The sequence below is a fragment of the Pseudomonas sp. ML96 genome (assembly GCF_000761545.1).
Lineage (GTDB): Bacteria > Pseudomonadota > Gammaproteobacteria > Pseudomonadales > Pseudomonadaceae > Aquipseudomonas.
Genome location: NZ_JPMY01000013.1, coordinates 46,911 through 61,823, shown reverse-complemented (window position 1 = coordinate 61,823; position 14,913 = coordinate 46,911). Strand labels below are relative to the sequence as shown.

The window sequence follows — 14,913 nt, the reverse complement described above, 5'->3', positions numbered from 1 at the left end:
GTCAGGGCACCACGTAGAAGGTGATCAGCGACCCGTCGTCGGAGTGAACGCCGTCGATCTGCCAGTCGCCATCCACCATGCGGAAGGCGCCCTTGCGGTCGTAGGGGGTAAGCAGACGCTTTTGCACGCAGACAGTGCGGACCAGGGTGAACGCGTCGCCGCGATCCTCCCGCGCCACGTCGTGCTCGACGATCACTGGAACCTTGAGCGCCAACACCTCCCCCTCGCGGGAGAGGTAGTCGGCCAGTTCGTCACTGAGGCTCGCCATCACCTGGTCGTCGAGATCGTCGACCAGTTCGCCGAAGCCAGTCACTGGGTTACTCCACAACGGAGCCAGAGACCAGCTCAATGACCGACAGCGGGCGGGTGCACAGGTGCAGCGGGTTGGACTGAGCCTCGCCCTCCACGCCCTTGCCGAACTTCATTGGCTCAAGCTTGGAGTAGTAGGGCAGGCCCTCGGTGTTGACCGTTTCCATGTAGTCAGCCGGAGCAAATACGCTGATGAACAGCTCGGGCACACCCTCCGGCACTACGTAGGCGCGGTCATCAGCTACGAATGGCACGCCGCTGTGCTTGCCACGGTAGCGCTCCCAATAGATACCACCGTACTCGAAGCCCTTGCGGCGATCGCCACGCAGGGCAGCAGCCGCCTCGCTGGCCAGGTAGGTCTCGCGCACATTCTTGTGCTTGATCAGATCGGCCCAGAAGGTACGCCCGCAGTAGGCACGAGCGCCGGAGCTGGTAACACTGCCGAGCGCATCTTCCTGCTGGTCGAGAACCTCGACACACTTGACGCTCACATCGGTGTCAGCCTCGTCCAGTTCCATCGGAATGGGATCGGGACGCTCCAGGCCAAAGCGCTGGTAAATGTCGAGCAACGGCGTTTCGCCGTCGGCGTCGATGATCAAGCCTTTCAGCGCACCGATACGCTGGTACTCATGCGTGAGGTCGAGTTGGCGGCGCACCTTTTCAATTCGCGCTGCCACCACCGCCTGCACCTGCTGCAGTTCGGTCATGCTGCCTACCGCGCGGATACCCTGAATTTCGTCCGCCAGGATCTGGAAGACCTGCGGCAGGTGTACAGCATTGAAGGGGATCAGCTGACGCTTGTCGGCGATCACCGCCTGGCCAGTCGCACCACGCGGCTTGGCGCTAACCAGCTGCAGGGTGGTGCCGTCCTTTTCGATCTGAATGACAGTGCTGGGCACGCCACGCTCTTCGAACAGGTTAGCGGCAGCAATCTGCCCGGGCACGACGTGGTCTTCGTTGATGACGGTGAGGAGTGCAGCAACGCCGAACGCCTCGTCTTCGAAAATGCTGATCTCAGCCATGGATGCTTCTCCTGAAAATGCGAAGCCCCGCTAGAGCGGGGCTTCTGGAAGGGGTACCGCGTAGCCGCGGCGATGGTCGGAAGGATTAGGGGCGGATGATGATGCCGACTGCCTTGAGGTCGGCTCGGCCGTTGGCATCAAGGCCAGTCAGCAGGCGCTCGATGACCTCGGAGTCGCGCATCACACCCACGGCGCGTACGTCATTCACCGTGGCATCCACACCAGCGAACAGGATGCCGCTGGCCGCGCGGCGGCCATCGTCGGTGCCGTCGTCGTCATAGGCGGTGTACTCACCCAGGTTGGCTTTCACCGTCAGGTTGAAGGAGTCACCTTTGACAAAGTCCGTGGAACCGTCTGCCAGGGTGAAGGTAAGGCCGCCTGCATTGAACGCCTGGCCGACGGTGCCCTTGCCAACCACGCTGCCCAGTGGGTCGAGCACTTCGAACTTGCCGCCGTTGGCAGCCGCCGCGGTGATGTTCAGCTTGTACACGCCGCTGATAGCGCCGCTGGCAACACTGGCCGAGCCAACGGTGCCGTTGCCGGTGTTGCCCGCCACGGCGGCCGGGGTCAGGGCATTGGCTGCGGTGATCAGGGCGATCAGCGTGCCGGCCTGGAGCTTGCCCGAGCCGGCGGCAATCACCACCTCCTCGCGGCTGCGGGTACCGGATGCCTCCGACAGGAGAAACTCACCGGCATGTACGCCTTCGGTCTTGATGTGCATGCTTACTTTCCTCCTTTCGAGGATTGGTCACGGCGCTTCGCGTACACGGCGCTAGGCGCTGGGGGTTGGTGTGGAGTGTTCTGCGGCTGGTCATCCACCGGGGGGCGGTTGTCCAACTCGACCTGGCCGCTTTCGGTCGAAAGCTGGTCCCACAGCTTCAGGCGGGCCTGGTCAACCGTGAGCCCTTCGCCGACCAGGTCTTTCACCTGGTCGGGCTTCTTTGCCACCAGGCAAGCCGCGCGGATGCCCTTGGCACGATCAAGTTCCGCCTTAACGGCGGCTTCGTCCTTGAGCCCGCTTGCCTTGATCAGGGCCGGCGCACAGTCAGCCAAACCGGCGGCAACACAATCGGCGGTCAGCTGCGCCGCGAGGGCTGCAGCAGCAGGAGAATGCGGTTCGGGTTCGGGCTCCGGAGCGATCGGCTCCGGTGGATCTGCCGGCGGGTCTTCTTGGGCCAGCAGCTTGCGGGCAGCCTCCGGGACGTTGCGATAACGGTTGAGGATCTTGCCGAGTGCTGCGTTGTTAGCCAGCGGCTGGCCGGCGCCAAGCACCTCGTCAACGAAGCCATGTGCCAGCGCCTCTCCGGCCGTCAGCCAGGTGGTGTCGTTGATCATGCGCCGCAGCTCGGCGTCGTCGACGTTCAGAGCACGATGCTGGTAGCTGGCCACGATACCTTCGGCAGCCTTGTCCATCATGTCGGCGGTCTTGCGCAGCTCTTCGCTGTCGCCGGCGATGAAGGTCCACGGGTTGTGGATCATCAGCATCGCGTTGTCGGCCATTTCCACACGGTGAGCGCCGCAAGCTGCCACGCTGCCGGCGCTGAAGCACGCACCATCGATACGGGCAATGCAACGCTCGCCAAGGGCGCGCAACGTGTTGTGGATGGCAATACCGTCGAAGAGGTCTCCGCCGATCGTGTCGAAGTGGACAACGACAGTCGACACGCCGTCGTCCTTATCCGTGAGGTCGCGGATGAAGTCTCCCGAGGTAATCCCCCAGAAGCCGATCTCGCCGTAGATGTAGACCTCGATGGTCTTGTCATCACCCTCGCCCAGGTCGCGGATGCTGTACCAGTGCTCAGCCTGCAGCTCCGGAACGCCGCCGGCCTTGTTGAAGATGCGCGGCTGTTCGGCGAAAGCGAAGCTAGGCATCGCCATGGCGATGGACAGGGCCAAGGCCCAATGCGTTTGCTTGGTCATTGTTCGTCCTCTTTGCCGCCCGTAGGGGCGGCTATTGCGGTGGTGTAGTTGAGCCCCAGTTCTTTCTCCCGGGCTTTGTCGTCGGCGTTTTCCTGGTCGATCAGCTCGGCGTCGTAGCCCTGGCGCAGCGTGTGCTCGCTGCGGCTGGCCAAACCGCCGGCAATCTCCAGCAACTTGCTCTGCACGTCCTGCACCGGGTGCATGTAGGCCCAGCCTTGGGGCACCCAGCGTGTCCGTAGGAACTCGCGACGACGCTCCTCGTAGTTCGGCAGGCTGATGGCTCCGGAAAGCCACGCCGCGTCGAGCCATGCAGCCCGAACGGGGCGACACAGCTGATGCACATAGACCGCGAACTGCAGTTGCTCGATGCGCCGCCGGAACTCGTTGAGCATCACGCGCAGCACCCGGTCGCTGATGCCATCCATGTCTCCGGTCAACAGCTCACGGGTCAGGCCGACGCCTACGGCGATTGCCTGCAGCTGCTGCCGCATGAACTCGACATAGGTGTTCCCGGCATCTGGCGGATCGGAGAACTCAATGTCCTCGCCCTCGAGCAACTCCTGCACAGTGCCGGGCTCCAAGCCCACCATCGGGATACCGTCCCGATCATCCTGCAGCGGCTGGCCTGTCTGGGGGTCGAGCACTGGCGGGCCATCACCGCGCGGCTTGGTGATGAACGCGGCGAAGAGGTTGCTCACCTCTTGCCGGAACAGCACCGCATCGTCGTAGCTGTCCAGCGACTTGAGACGCAGCAGCACCGGGGCCAGCCTGGGGATACCGCGCAACTGGCCACCCTGGAGCGGCTCGAAGATGTGCAGCACCTGATCAGCTGGGATGCGGTGCAGCTGGTTGTATGTCGAGCCGGCAGCTCGGAAGTCGCCGGGATTGGATTTCCACATCCAGAAGGCAACGCGCTGGCCCGTGGGCCCGAACTCAATACCGGCTCGCACGATGTTGCCGCGGCGCGTGGTGAAGTTACGATCGTGCGGCACGAACTCGGCCGGCAGTATCTGCAGTTGCAGAGGCACTGCCAGACCATCTTCACTGCGGCGCTTGCGGAGCCGCACGAAGCACTCCCCATCCTCTTCGACCATGCGGGCAATGACTGCCTGCTGGCCATAGAAGTCGGTCAGCCCATCAGCGTCAGACTCCGGAGTCCAGTCCTCCCAAAGCTGGTTAAGCGCTGTCCGAATCGCCTTGTCCTTGATACTGGCCCGAGGCGTGATCCCGGTACCGATCAGGCTGCTTACGCGACGGTCAATCGCGCTGTAGGCATAGGGGTCATTCCGAACAGCAGCACGAGAGCGGCGGCGCAACGTCGGCAGCGCCGGAATCGACACCGCGTTGAGCGCAGCCTCCGGGGCATCCCAGCCCTGTGCACGCCGACCTTGGCCCGCGCCTTCGTAGCTGGCCTGAATGCGCCGAGGGGTCGTGCGAATTCGCTTTGTCATCGTGCCCCCTTGCCGCTGCTGTACAGCCGCACTTGCCGGCGGCGCCCTACAGCCGACTCACGCGCGGCGTCGGCCGCGTACTGTTCCTCGAGCATGCGCAGGCTCGCCAGCTGAGCTCGGTCAATCTGGCGGTCACCTTTGCGAACGCTCTGGCCTTTCGTGAGGATGTCGTTGATCGCCGCCCGGACTTCGTCCAGCCGCTGCTGTGCAGTTGCCATGTGAACCTCTCTAACGGCGGCGGCTCAGGTAGCCGCTCTGGGATGTGCGCCGCCCGGCGGGTTTGGCCGGCGCTGGCGCGGCGGGCTGGACGGTTCGTTGCTTGCTGGGTGCCGGCGCTACCGGCTCGTCCTCATCAGCGGCGCTTGCTGCTGGTGGTGTGCGCTCGGCGAATAGACTCCCCTGGCCCACCGACGCGCGCAGGGCACTCCATTGCGGCTCGTGATACTTGTGCAACCCCAGGAACTGGGCAGCGGCCAGGTTGTAAACCATCAGGTCGAGGGCCTCGTTGCGCTCCGACTTGGCCTTGACCCACTCGACGCGCCGATATCCCTTCACGTACCGGACTACCTTGCGCTCCGCTACGCACTGGTCGAAGAACTCGGCCGGCAGGTCAGCAGAGAAATGCAGCGCACCAGGCCCTTCCTCAAGCGGGTAGCGGTTGTAAATCCAGTCCTTGGCTGTGTCGGTACCGATCATCCACAGCTCAGCACCCTGCTTTTCTGTGTTGCCTCGCGACGTCACGTCGACCTTTGAAGGTCGCTGAGCCAACACCGGCCGGCCACGCTTACTTGAGCCCTTCACGGCCAGCACGTTGCGCCAGCGCCGAAGGCGGGTGAACTGGTACACCTCGTCCGTGTGGTGACCACCGGAGTCGATACAGGTGGCACAGATCGAAAGGTCGACACCACTCACGTGGCGGTACCGGGCCTTCAATGCTTCGTCGAGCAGCGCCCAGGTCCGCAGGTCAGCAGGGTCGCCAGGGATAACCTGAAAGTCCACCGTCCACCGCTCCATGCCCTCGCCCCACCCAATTACCAACAGCTCCAGGCGGTTGTGCTGGGTATCGACTGCGGCTGTCAGGATCAGCGCTCCGGCAGGCACTTGGCCGAGCCGGTGCCCTTCTGCCTCGGCACGCTGGCGGAGTTCGTCCGCCTTGGTCATTTCCTCGGCGCTGTCCCAGACCTTGGCCAGGCGGGTGTTGTAGAACACCTGCATGGAGCCAGGGTCACCCTTGTCCTGCAGCTTCTTGGCTTCGTCGTACTCCTTGGCCATGTCCGTCCAGCTGAGCCAGCCCGGCGGCGCGTACATGGCGCTGAGGGTGAAGCTGACGGTCTCACCGTCGCCCACTGCATGGGCTCGCCACTCCCCAGCTTCAAGCATCGCGGACTTGTGGTGTTCCTCGATCAGCGCGCACCCAGGCATGCAGCACTGGTAGAGCACCTGGCGATAGTCATCGAGGTACTTGAGCCCTTCCCAATCCAGCACCTGGTAGGTACCGCAGTGTGGGCAGGGCACGTAAAAGTGGCGCTGATCCCCCTGCTCAAACAGGTCGCTGATGCGCGAAACACCTTTCAGCGTCGGCGAGCTGGAGTAGTAGAACTTCGCGCGCCGGCCGAACGTGGAGCCTCGCGCTTCAGCCTGCTTGACCGGGTCGCCATCGTTGTCGACGTCCAGCTCCCAGCGGTCGATCTCGTCGCCATACACATAGCGGGCCGACAGCTCCGCCAGGTTGGACGATGACGCTGCGGTGGCGCAGTACAGGGCGCCGCCCTCGAACTCCTTGGTGTCGAGCGTGTTGCGCGCATCGCGAGACCTCGACTTGGCCACGCGGCTGCTGAGCACGGGTACAGCCTTGATCGTTTTGTCGATCCGGCCCGACACGCGCTTGCTCAGCTTCTCCGTCGGCAGCAGCACGAGGATGTTGGCCGGGGCCATGTGGATACAGCCGCCGATCCAGTTGAGCGCGACCTGAGTCTTCATCAACTGCGACGCGATCATGGTGACCACACGCTTCGAGGGGTACACCGGCGACAGGCAACGCTGTACCTCACGGGCGTATGGCGTACGGTCGGTGTGGTACTTCCCAGGCTCAGCCGCGCCGGTGTCCGGCGGGATCATCTGGAACTGGTCCGCCCACTCGTCGATCCACAGCTCTGGGTCGGGCATCAGCCCTCTACGGTATGCCGCCAGGTACGCGGCGGTACCGTCGGCATACGGTTGTTCCATGGTTCAGCTCTGCTCCTTGCCGCCATACTCTGCTTGGAGTTGGCGGTCAGCATCCTCTAGGGCTCGTCGAATCGCCTGAGTAATCCGGCGTTCGATTTCCCACGGGTCTGTGAGGGTGACCAGCTCACCTGCGATCTTCGGTGGAATGCCCATCAGCAGATCACGCAGTGTCCGAGCCGCGGTGAATGCAGCCGCGTCCACCAGGGCTTGCGAGACAAGCTCCCCGCGACTCTTGCGGTGCTCATCCTCTGCCAGCAGTGCCAGGGCATGCTCTCGGCGCGCCCGGGCCTTCTGGTAATCGGGGGTGGCCACACCTGCGCCTGCTGGTACCAGCGGCTGGCTCGGCGGCGCCGCTGGGTCGATGTGGGCATACACACCCTTGTCGACCCGGTCTTGGTGATGCCGCTCAACGACACCGGCCTTGCTGGGGTCAGCACTGGCCGCAAGCAGCGCATCGCTTGCCTCAACATCGACCTTGCCCTCAGGGGTCAGCACCAGACGGCCTTCCCCCACCAGCTTGGAGACGTAAGGGCGAGAGCAGCCGCGGTGGTCCGCGTACTCAGCCTTCGACATGAGTGTCATTGGGGATACCTGTTAACCGCCATTAACCACGAGGGTTAACCCGATTAACCCCTGTTAACTAACTTCCACGCCCAGCCACTAGTGCGAAAACGGGGCTCGAATTACCCTTGCCGCCCCCGACTCCCCAGGGGCCCCCGGCCAGCCCGGCGTCACTAGCGCCGACGCCCACGCCGCTTGCTCAGCGCCTTGACCACCGCGAGGTCGATGTTGGTTTCGATCAGCGCATCATCCTCGGCCACTCGCCGAACGATGTCGTAGAAGCGGAAGCGCTCGCGGTACTGCGGCTGACGCACGAACGCCAACACCATCTGCACCTGTTGCCCGCGGCGCTCGGCGATACCGATCGGCGTGGCACCGCGCTTCATCACGAAGAACGCAGCCGCATGGCCCTTGCGGCTTGAGCGCCGACTGCCTGTTGCGTTGTGATCCGACCCAGCTCGCCCGAATGCCTTGAGACCGGAGAGGATCTGCGTCATGTGTCCACGGCTGATACCTCCATTGCCGTCGAGCCTTGCGCCCGCGGCCGGCACGATGAACCGACCAGCCGGCAGCACACCGATCTCGCGCAGCATCTTCTCCGAGCCCTTGTTCAGGCGCTGGCCACCCTCCACTTGAGGGTTGAACCACTCATCGAAGCCTCGCCCCTTCCCACCCAGCTTGCCGTCCTTGATCCACAGCGCGACTTCCGGTTCAGCCGGGGTGGCGTTCTGCATGTAGATCGAGTTCTTCACCCAAGACGATGGCCGGTCGAAGGACTCATCCATGCCAGCCCTGAGCAGCTTCCGGGCCTGGTTGCCCGTGTGGTTCATCGCATCGGCCAGCACTTCCCCGGCCACGTCGCTGCCCAGCGCCTGCAGTTCTGCAACTGCATCCTCTTGGTTGAGCGCGTTGATCGTCCCTCTCATGGGATGTGCTGCTGCGCCTGCCTGCGATCCGGGCCGGTGTACGTCACCGACTCAGGCCGCAGCACGCCGGCCAGGTTGCCGCCAGTGCGCCACACGGACACGGCGAACACCGCCAGCAGCACAACCAACGGCCACGCTGCCTCGGGCAACACCAGGTCGCCCTTCAGGATGTGGATGATCGTCACCCCGGCACTGAACATCACCGCCACCGCCAGGCACGAGATACCACGGCGGAAGCGGGCGTCACCGCGCTGGAAGGTGAACAGGCGAATGAACACCACCACACACAACCAGAACACCGCCTGGGTCAGGACATAGCTCAGCATCACCGCTCCCCTTGGCGCTCCAGCGCAGCCGGATCACCAAATTTCTTGATCAGTCCGAGGGAAATCGTGACCACCAGCAGCGAGGCGGCGAAGCCAGCCGGAGCCGGATAGGCGAAGGGGTGCATGCCCCACACCTCAAACTCCACGATGGCCGGGGCAAACAGGTAGCCCATCACGAACGACACCATGAAGAACAACACCCGCAGGGCCAGGCCCAACTCTCGGGTGGTGGTGAAATAGATCAGCGCGCCCAGCAGCGCCCCGGTCAGGGCCTCGCCGTTGATGCCCGCAATGAAACCCGCCAAGCCCAGGCCGGCAGCGCCTGCAACGGCCATGGCTCCAGCACTGGTGGAAACCGGCTCGCCCATCACTACCTCCCTTGCGGCCACGGGCCGGAAAAAGAAAACCCCGCCGGGGCGGGGTTTGCAGGTGCCCAGGCGGGGTGGCCTGGGACTTGTCGGCACAGCACTGTGCGCTCTGTTGCTCGGTAGGCGTACCTATCGAATCGTGGTGACTTTCTACCAACGAAAGGACAAACCGATAACCCCCCTTTAACGGTTATTCCCTGTGGGGAGCTGTGGCGCCGACTGACGCCGAGTCGCCCGACGAGCGGTCATTTCGGAAACGCTTTCCAGCCTCCTTCACCCACGACTCAGGGTCACGCCGCGTGGCCAGCAGGCGCATGCGATCCCCGCTCCGCTTCGACTTCTTCAGCAACTCATCCTGCCGTACCAGCCGCGACTCCAGTGCAACGCGCACTCGGTCATGCAGCTTGTGCACCAGGCGGGTGTACGCCTTCCGCCCCGCGTCACCTACCGCCAATGCCAGGTAGCGGATCTGGCCGTCCTTGCTCAGTGCAGGCGCCGCGGCATATCGGCAGCCCGCCAGGCGCACCAACAGCTCGCCACCTTCCCAGCGCTCAACAGCGGCCAGCGCAGCCTCAACCTCGCCGGCCGCGTAATCCATACCGGCGCCGGCCAGCAGCAACTTGGCCCCGGCGACGCCCCCACGCGGGGCATAACCGCCGTACTCCTGCATCAACCCCAGCGGGCTGGGCAAGCCACCACCCATGCCGGCTCGCTGCACCTGCGCGCCCCAATGCTTGAGCAGCACCTCCACCTCCGCATCCCAAGCCGGCCGGGCCGGGCTGGCTTGCGCCTCTGCGCCTTTTGCAACGCTCACAACTTCCTCACTCATGCCCCATCCTCCCCGCCAAAACCTCAACCCCACACAAAAAGGCCCAACCCAACACAAACCCAACACACAACAAACCCAGCAAAACCAATGCTTTCAAAGCATCTGTGTTAGGTGTGTTGGGTTTGTTGGGGGTTTTAGTCCTCGCATGGAGAAACAAACCGCCACCGGTTGCAGGTGCTGGAGGTGTTGAAAATGAATGCGCGCACGCCTGCGCGTGTGCGTAAACCCAACACACCCAACACGGCCAGCCAGACCCCACGCACCACAAGGCTTGCGCCTGTGTTGGGTTGCCCGAAAACACCCCACACCGCCGCACCACACCCAACACAACTCCGGGCGCACTCATGCCGCACCAACCTTCACGTGGTCCCACGAGTCCACCGCCCAGCCGCTGACCCTGGCGCGCTCGCGCCATTCCTCGACGTGCCTGCCCAGGTCGGCCGGCCCTACGGATGGTGGCAGGAAGGCCCGCTCGCCCGAGGGGAAGAAGAACACCGCAAAGCGCCGATTCAGGCCCGCCGTCCAGGGGATCGCCCTCGTCTTCTCCATGCCATACGCCGTGCTGATGAACAGCGAGAACTTCGTCTGGCTCATGGAGTGCTCTTTGTTCCGGTGGCACCACTCGAGGAACAGCGAGTACAGGTCAGTGCTCAGGCACGCCCCCCACAGACCCTTGCCCAGCTCGCCCACCTGCCACAGATGCAGGAAGGTCTGCCAGCTCGCCCTACTCAACGCCACTAGGCGCTCCCGCGCAGGCGTAGCCGGCGGTTTCGTCTGCTCGTCGAAGTCGCCCAGGTCAACACCCAGCAGCCAGCTGTACAGCGCCTCGACGCCGCCGTGTGCCAGCTCGTGCTTGATCTTGGCCTGGCGATCAGGCGGCAGCTTTTCCTCCGGCCACATCACCAGGAAGCGCCGGTCGCTGTCGCTGATCGGCCACGGCATGATCTCGTTCGACAGGAACACCGCATTCATGTGGCTGGCCTCTTCCCAGCCGTTCACGAACTTGCTCTCGATGCGCACCGTCTGCCCGGTGATCAGCTGCTTGATCTTGCCCACCTGGTTGTAGCGCTGGTCGCGGCTCACAACCTCTTCGAACACCGCCCACAGCTTCCCGCTCTGCCAGGCGTTGAAGTTCCCCTCCAGCTGCGTCTGCCCCACCGTGGCCGAGTACTGCCCGTAGAGCAGCCCCATCACCACCGAGAACAACAGGCTCTTGCCCGAGCCCTCGATGATCGAGTGCATCAGCACCGCCGTGTCCATCTTCGCGCCCGTGTGCTGCAGCGGGTACGCCAGCCAGCGCGTCAGCCACTCGGCCGCCTTCTCATCGTGGTTGCACAGGAAGGCGATCAGCCAACGCAGGTTCTCGCATGCATCCAGATTCTCCACCGGCTTCAACGGCAGTCCCTCGAAGGTGTTGATGTACACCTCCGCGTCATGGGTCATCGTCGGGTCGAACACGATGTGGTTCATGTCCACCACGCGCCTGTCGGGGCTGTTCAGCCACAGGCTGTAGGCATCACCCAGCGCCATCTTCACGGCACCCTCGGCAATGCGCCGCTTCTTCGCGTAGTCCCACACATCCTTGGTGCCGTCGATGTACACATAGCGCGTCAGCATCGGCATGGTGAAGTCGCCTACAGCCTTACCGGCCAGCGCCTGGGCGCGTTCAATGTCGCGCACCCACTCTTCGCTCACCCGCTTCTTGCGCTTGGTGTCAGTGACCGCTTCCCACTCCTTGAACGCCTCCTTGCCGATGTGCGCGACGAAGCCCGTTTTCTTGATCTTCTTGGCCGAGTCGATATCCCACACGTGCGTGGTGCCTTCGATCAGCGCATAGCGCCGTAGCAAGGCCTTGATGCTGAACCCGCCCCCGCCCCCCCCGTTATCGGAGGAGCCGGCCTCGCAACCGGCCTCCGTCTCGTCCGTTGGGGCCGGGGGAAGTTCGCCCACAGGTGGCGGCTCTGGCGGCCTCGGGCCGGAGCGCTTGTGCTCCATGCCCAGCGAGCGCGCAGCGGCCTTGATAGCCGCCGAGGTGTCGCCGTTGCACTCCAGGATGCAGAACACATCGAAGGCATCATTCATGTGCCCGTTGGCCAGCGGATCGGAGCCGTGGTGCGAGAACACGCGCAGCTCGCCCTGGTCATCCACCACAATCACACCTGGCAGGCCGGTGGAGCTCTGCGGCGCGAGCCACTTGCGACCACGCTTGATGTAGCCGTGGCGCTGCAGCAGCGATTCGATATCCGTGGCCCGGTTGAAGCTGTCGATCACCGAAGGGTGGTCACCGGCCTCCTTGCGTGGCGGCGAAGCCTTCTTCACCTTGGCCGGCAGCTTCGGCGCAGCCGGCGCCCACGTGCATGCCTCCAGCGCCGTGCGCTTGAAGATCTCCCAGTTCTGCCAGGTCTTCACCAGGTCGCTGGGCAGTTCCAGCAGGCCATCGGCCGGCGGGTTGCGCCAGAAGTACGGCTCGCCAGTTTCCGGGTGGATCGAGGGCGGCAACACGTCCTGCACGGCACCGGCACGCAGCTCGAACACCGTCACCGGCGCGAACTCCTTCTGCCGCGCCTGCATAGCGGCGATCTGCTCCTTGTTCCCCGTTTCCCGCGCCGTCTTCAACGCCGCGGTGGCCAGCTTGTGCTTGGCCCCGTCCGGGTCCAGCGGGTTGGGCCAGCTCAGCGAGTGGCGGTTGAGCTCCAGGCCCTCCGGCATCTTGAACAGAATGCGGAAGCGCGCCGGGTTGCCCACCAGGGTCGGGTAGGCAACAGCCAGCGCGTCCAGATCGATGCCCAGCACGTCGCTGAACACCTGGCGGCAGTACTCAACATGGTCAACGTCCAGCGAGCACACACCGCTAGGGCCCAGCACCACGCCCATGTTGTGCTTCGGGTGTTTCGTCCACCAGGCCTCGGCCTCGGCAGCATCGGTGAAGTACCCGCCCGGCTTATTCCAGCCGTTGCCCTTGGGGGCCTTCTCGCCCGGGTCGATAGACACCAGGGCCAAACCGAGCTTCTCACTGTAACGCCGCGCCCAGGCGGCCATGTTCTTCGGAGCTGCTGGCTTGGTCATTCACCAGCCCCCTGCTCCTTGCCCTGCTGGGCGGCAGCTACAGCACGGGCGCTGCGCTTGCGGAACTCGTAGACATAGCCCCGCAGATCGACCAGGGCCTCCTGCAGCGACCCGCGCGTTTCGTCGACCGCCTCCTGCAGCCCCTCGTCATTGTCATCACCCAGCTCAGCCGTGGCGATGGCCATGCCGTACTCGTCAAAGCATACCGACAGCCGCTCCACGCACTTGGCCATGTATTCGGCATGCTCGATGGCGTAATCCTTCGGGCTGCGCCCGGTGCAGTCCGCCAAGTCGGCAGCGCCAGGCACCTGGGCCTCCAGCACATCGATGCGCGACCAGCAGCAGTGCACCAGATCAACCAGCTCGCGGATGGCGTCGTGCTTGGACTTTCGCTCATAGCACTTGATCATGCTGCGGCGATCACCGCCGCCGTGGATCTCGACGATGCTCATGCCGCACCCCCGCCCTGCTTGTTGGCAGTGGCACGCTCGGAGCGCTTCGATTTGTACAGCTCGACCGCTTTCGTGTAGTCGGGGAAGTCGGCGAGCATCTGCTCGACGCTGTCGCATTCACCTCCGAGAGCCGTGATTCGCGCATGCCCCGCCTGAATTGCCATCCGGTATGCGCAGGTCATGCTTCCCAGCGCCTCAACCAGTTCCGCGACAACAGGGTCCGGCTCAGGCTGGCTGGCGGATAGCGCCTGCCGCAGCACGTTGACCGACTGACAAGCCCCGCGATCATCGCCATTGCAACGGGCGATGAAGTCATCAACCCAGTCCACGGCCTCTATCACTTCTGCCGGCGTCACTGGATCAGGGCCAGCGGCGAGCATGGCCTTGTAGATCAGCACTGCGATGGTTCCCTTGCTGATGACGTGGTCTTGGCGTTTCAGCTCGACCTCGCTCCCCATCCAGGCCGGAATCTCGCGCCCCAGGTTGCCGAGGTGCTCAACGAGCGTGGCAGGGGTGTGCTTGTTGCTCGGGTAGGAACGCATCCACCAAACGATGTCGCGCGCCAAACCACCCCACTGGGCCTCGGTAGGCTCGAACGGCACGGCCACTTTCACGGCAGCTACCTGCTTGCAGTTGTGCTCGCTCATCGCCGCCCCTCCCGCAACGTCTGGCAGTCGAAACAGCACTGGCAGCCGGGCACGGCCAAGCGGCGTTCCTGGGGAATATCAATGCCGCAGCTCTCGCAGTCCTCGGCGCTCTCGCCCTGGTACTGCACGCGGCTGTCGAGTGCGTTCTGGAGCTGCGCCTCCTGCAGGCGTTGCGCCATTTCGAAGTGGGCCTCATCCATCTTGGCGGGCCTCCATCGCAGCGCGGGCGCCGGCCATGATGCCGAGCACCGCGCGGATCACTTCATTGCCGTGGTGCTCGAGCGCAGCCACCTCGTGCGCCTGCCACACATTGTCGGCGGCCCCGTCGTGCAGGCTGCCAACGAACTCGCCCTCCTTGCGCAGCAGCTCGCCCACGGCCTTGAGGGCATCGCGGGTGGCCGGCACCGGAGTTGGCTTGTACCAGACAACGCCAGCCGGCCGAGTCAGCGCGGTCAGAACACGCGGATCTGCAGTCTCGCGGATCACGTCTTCCATCTCATCGGGCGACAGCCAGCGGCCATCAAAGTCCCACTTGAGCTTCTTCTGCAGCGCCTCGGGGTCGACTTGCATGGTGAGGGCAAGGCCGGTGATACCGCCCTTGTAGTCACGCCCGGCGCGATACAGCGCCTGACGCAGGGGAAGGACCGGGCCAGCGCCCGGCAGTAGGTCAATGCGGCTCATAACCGTAAATGGCTCCTTTACGGTCTAGCCACAGTGCAGGGCTCGCCCTACTCTATGACCATGACCGATGCAGTGCTGTGTCGTCATAGCCGGAACAAGGAGGTGAGAGTCCTTGCCCGGCACCCCGCC

17 protein-coding genes are annotated in these 14,913 nt (G+C 64.2%); all 17 read right to left on the bottom strand.

What is annotated here, in order from left to right; genetic code table 11:
* Position 1 precedes the first annotated feature (1 nt).
* Positions 2 to 349 (bottom strand): hypothetical protein, encoded by a 348-nt coding sequence (locus IP89_RS11035; protein ID WP_156115029.1) that lies wholly within the window; start codon positions 347 to 349, stop codon positions 2 to 4.
* Positions 318 to 1,331: a major capsid protein gene (locus IP89_RS11030; RefSeq protein WP_043309556.1), complete on the bottom strand. Its 1,014-nt coding sequence runs from the start codon at positions 1,329 to 1,331 to the stop codon at positions 318 to 320. Before IP89_RS11030 ends, IP89_RS11035 begins: the two co-directional genes overlap by 32 nt.
* An 85-nt stretch (positions 1,332 to 1,416) precedes the next feature.
* Positions 1,417 to 2,052 carry a head decoration protein gene (locus IP89_RS11025; protein ID WP_043309555.1) on the bottom strand — a complete coding sequence of 212 codons (636 nt, stop codon included), beginning with the start codon at positions 2,050 to 2,052 and terminating at the stop codon, positions 1,417 to 1,419.
* 2 nt (positions 2,053 to 2,054) lie between these two features.
* Positions 2,055 to 3,251 (bottom strand): head maturation protease, ClpP-related, encoded by a 1,197-nt coding sequence (locus tag IP89_RS11020; RefSeq protein ID WP_043309554.1) that lies wholly within the window; start codon positions 3,249 to 3,251, stop codon positions 2,055 to 2,057.
* Complete coding sequence (locus IP89_RS11015; protein WP_043309553.1) at positions 3,248 to 4,702, bottom strand: phage portal protein; 1,455 nt, start codon at positions 4,700 to 4,702, stop codon at positions 3,248 to 3,250. Before IP89_RS11015 ends, IP89_RS11020 begins: the two co-directional genes overlap by 4 nt.
* Positions 4,699 to 4,920: a hypothetical protein gene (locus IP89_RS11010; protein ID WP_043309552.1), complete on the bottom strand. Its 222-nt coding sequence runs from the start codon at positions 4,918 to 4,920 to the stop codon at positions 4,699 to 4,701. The genes IP89_RS11015 and IP89_RS11010 overlap by 4 nt, the downstream gene beginning before the upstream one ends.
* A 10-nt stretch (positions 4,921 to 4,930) precedes the next feature.
* A complete protein-coding gene (locus tag IP89_RS11005; RefSeq protein ID WP_043309551.1) occupies positions 4,931 to 6,928 on the bottom strand; it encodes a phage terminase large subunit family protein in 1,998 nt (665 codons plus the stop codon).
* Positions 6,929 to 6,931: 3 nt separating this feature from the next.
* Entirely contained in the window at positions 6,932 to 7,510 is a 579-nt protein-coding gene (locus IP89_RS11000; protein WP_043309550.1) for a hypothetical protein, read from the bottom strand.
* A 152-nt stretch (positions 7,511 to 7,662) separates the two neighbouring features.
* On the bottom strand, positions 7,663 to 8,415 hold the full coding sequence (locus IP89_RS10995) for a hypothetical protein (protein WP_043309549.1): 753 nt from the start codon (positions 8,413 to 8,415) through the stop codon (positions 7,663 to 7,665).
* On the bottom strand, positions 8,412 to 8,741 hold the full coding sequence (locus IP89_RS10990) for a phage holin family protein (RefSeq protein WP_043309548.1): 330 nt from the start codon (positions 8,739 to 8,741) through the stop codon (positions 8,412 to 8,414). Before IP89_RS10990 ends, IP89_RS10995 begins: the two co-directional genes overlap by 4 nt.
* Positions 8,741 to 9,109, bottom strand: a complete 369-nt coding sequence (locus IP89_RS10985; RefSeq protein WP_043309547.1) for a putative holin — start codon at positions 9,107 to 9,109, stop codon at positions 8,741 to 8,743. Before IP89_RS10985 ends, IP89_RS10990 begins: the two co-directional genes overlap by 1 nt.
* Positions 9,110 to 9,299: 190 nt before the next feature.
* On the bottom strand, positions 9,300 to 9,938 hold the full coding sequence (locus tag IP89_RS22770) for a hypothetical protein (protein ID WP_052081038.1): 639 nt from the start codon (positions 9,936 to 9,938) through the stop codon (positions 9,300 to 9,302).
* Positions 9,939 to 10,280: 342 nt separating this feature from the next.
* Positions 10,281 to 13,004 carry a bifunctional DNA primase/polymerase gene (locus IP89_RS10975; RefSeq protein WP_043309546.1) on the bottom strand — a complete coding sequence of 908 codons (2,724 nt, stop codon included), beginning with the start codon at positions 13,002 to 13,004 and terminating at the stop codon, positions 10,281 to 10,283.
* Positions 13,001 to 13,456, bottom strand: coding sequence for a hypothetical protein (locus IP89_RS10970; protein WP_043309545.1), 456 nt, complete (start codon positions 13,454 to 13,456; stop codon positions 13,001 to 13,003). Before IP89_RS10970 ends, IP89_RS10975 begins: the two co-directional genes overlap by 4 nt.
* Positions 13,453 to 14,103: a hypothetical protein gene (locus tag IP89_RS10965; RefSeq protein WP_043309544.1), complete on the bottom strand. Its 651-nt coding sequence runs from the start codon at positions 14,101 to 14,103 to the stop codon at positions 13,453 to 13,455. The genes IP89_RS10970 and IP89_RS10965 overlap by 4 nt, the downstream gene beginning before the upstream one ends.
* Entirely contained in the window at positions 14,100 to 14,303 is a 204-nt protein-coding gene (locus tag IP89_RS10960; protein WP_043309543.1) for a TraR/DksA C4-type zinc finger protein, read from the bottom strand. The genes IP89_RS10965 and IP89_RS10960 overlap by 4 nt, the downstream gene beginning before the upstream one ends.
* Complete coding sequence (locus tag IP89_RS10955; protein ID WP_043309542.1) at positions 14,296 to 14,784, bottom strand: phage regulatory CII family protein; 489 nt, start codon at positions 14,782 to 14,784, stop codon at positions 14,296 to 14,298. Before IP89_RS10955 ends, IP89_RS10960 begins: the two co-directional genes overlap by 8 nt.
* Between the last annotated feature and the right edge of the window lie 129 nt (positions 14,785 to 14,913).

Coding starts and splice junctions, on each gene's coding strand:
- IP89_RS11030 (WP_043309556.1), bottom strand. CDS start 1,331: ATGGCTGAGATCAGCATTTTCGAAGACGAGGCGTTCGGCGTTGCTGCA.
- IP89_RS11025 (WP_043309555.1), bottom strand. CDS start 2,052: ATGCACATCAAGACCGAAGGCGTACATGCCGGTGAGTTTCTCCTGTCG.
- IP89_RS11020 (WP_043309554.1), bottom strand. CDS start 3,251: ATGACCAAGCAAACGCATTGGGCCTTGGCCCTGTCCATCGCCATGGCG.
- IP89_RS11015 (WP_043309553.1), bottom strand. CDS start 4,702: ATGACAAAGCGAATTCGCACGACCCCTCGGCGCATTCAGGCCAGCTAC.
- IP89_RS11010 (WP_043309552.1), bottom strand. CDS start 4,920: ATGGCAACTGCACAGCAGCGGCTGGACGAAGTCCGGGCGGCGATCAAC.
- IP89_RS11005 (WP_043309551.1), bottom strand. CDS start 6,928: ATGGAACAACCGTATGCCGACGGTACCGCCGCGTACCTGGCGGCATAC.
- IP89_RS11000 (WP_043309550.1), bottom strand. CDS start 7,510: ATGACACTCATGTCGAAGGCTGAGTACGCGGACCACCGCGGCTGCTCT.
- IP89_RS10995 (WP_043309549.1), bottom strand. CDS start 8,415: ATGAGAGGGACGATCAACGCGCTCAACCAAGAGGATGCAGTTGCAGAA.
- IP89_RS10990 (WP_043309548.1), bottom strand. CDS start 8,741: ATGCTGAGCTATGTCCTGACCCAGGCGGTGTTCTGGTTGTGTGTGGTG.
- IP89_RS10985 (WP_043309547.1), bottom strand. CDS start 9,109: ATGGGCGAGCCGGTTTCCACCAGTGCTGGAGCCATGGCCGTTGCAGGC.
- IP89_RS22770 (WP_052081038.1), bottom strand. CDS start 9,938: ATGAGTGAGGAAGTTGTGAGCGTTGCAAAAGGCGCAGAGGCGCAAGCC.
- IP89_RS10975 (WP_043309546.1), bottom strand. CDS start 13,004: ATGACCAAGCCAGCAGCTCCGAAGAACATGGCCGCCTGGGCGCGGCGT.
- IP89_RS10970 (WP_043309545.1), bottom strand. CDS start 13,456: ATGAGCATCGTCGAGATCCACGGCGGCGGTGATCGCCGCAGCATGATC.
- IP89_RS10965 (WP_043309544.1), bottom strand. CDS start 14,103: ATGAGCGAGCACAACTGCAAGCAGGTAGCTGCCGTGAAAGTGGCCGTG.
- IP89_RS10960 (WP_043309543.1), bottom strand. CDS start 14,303: ATGGATGAGGCCCACTTCGAAATGGCGCAACGCCTGCAGGAGGCGCAG.
- IP89_RS10955 (WP_043309542.1), bottom strand. CDS start 14,784: ATGAGCCGCATTGACCTACTGCCGGGCGCTGGCCCGGTCCTTCCCCTG.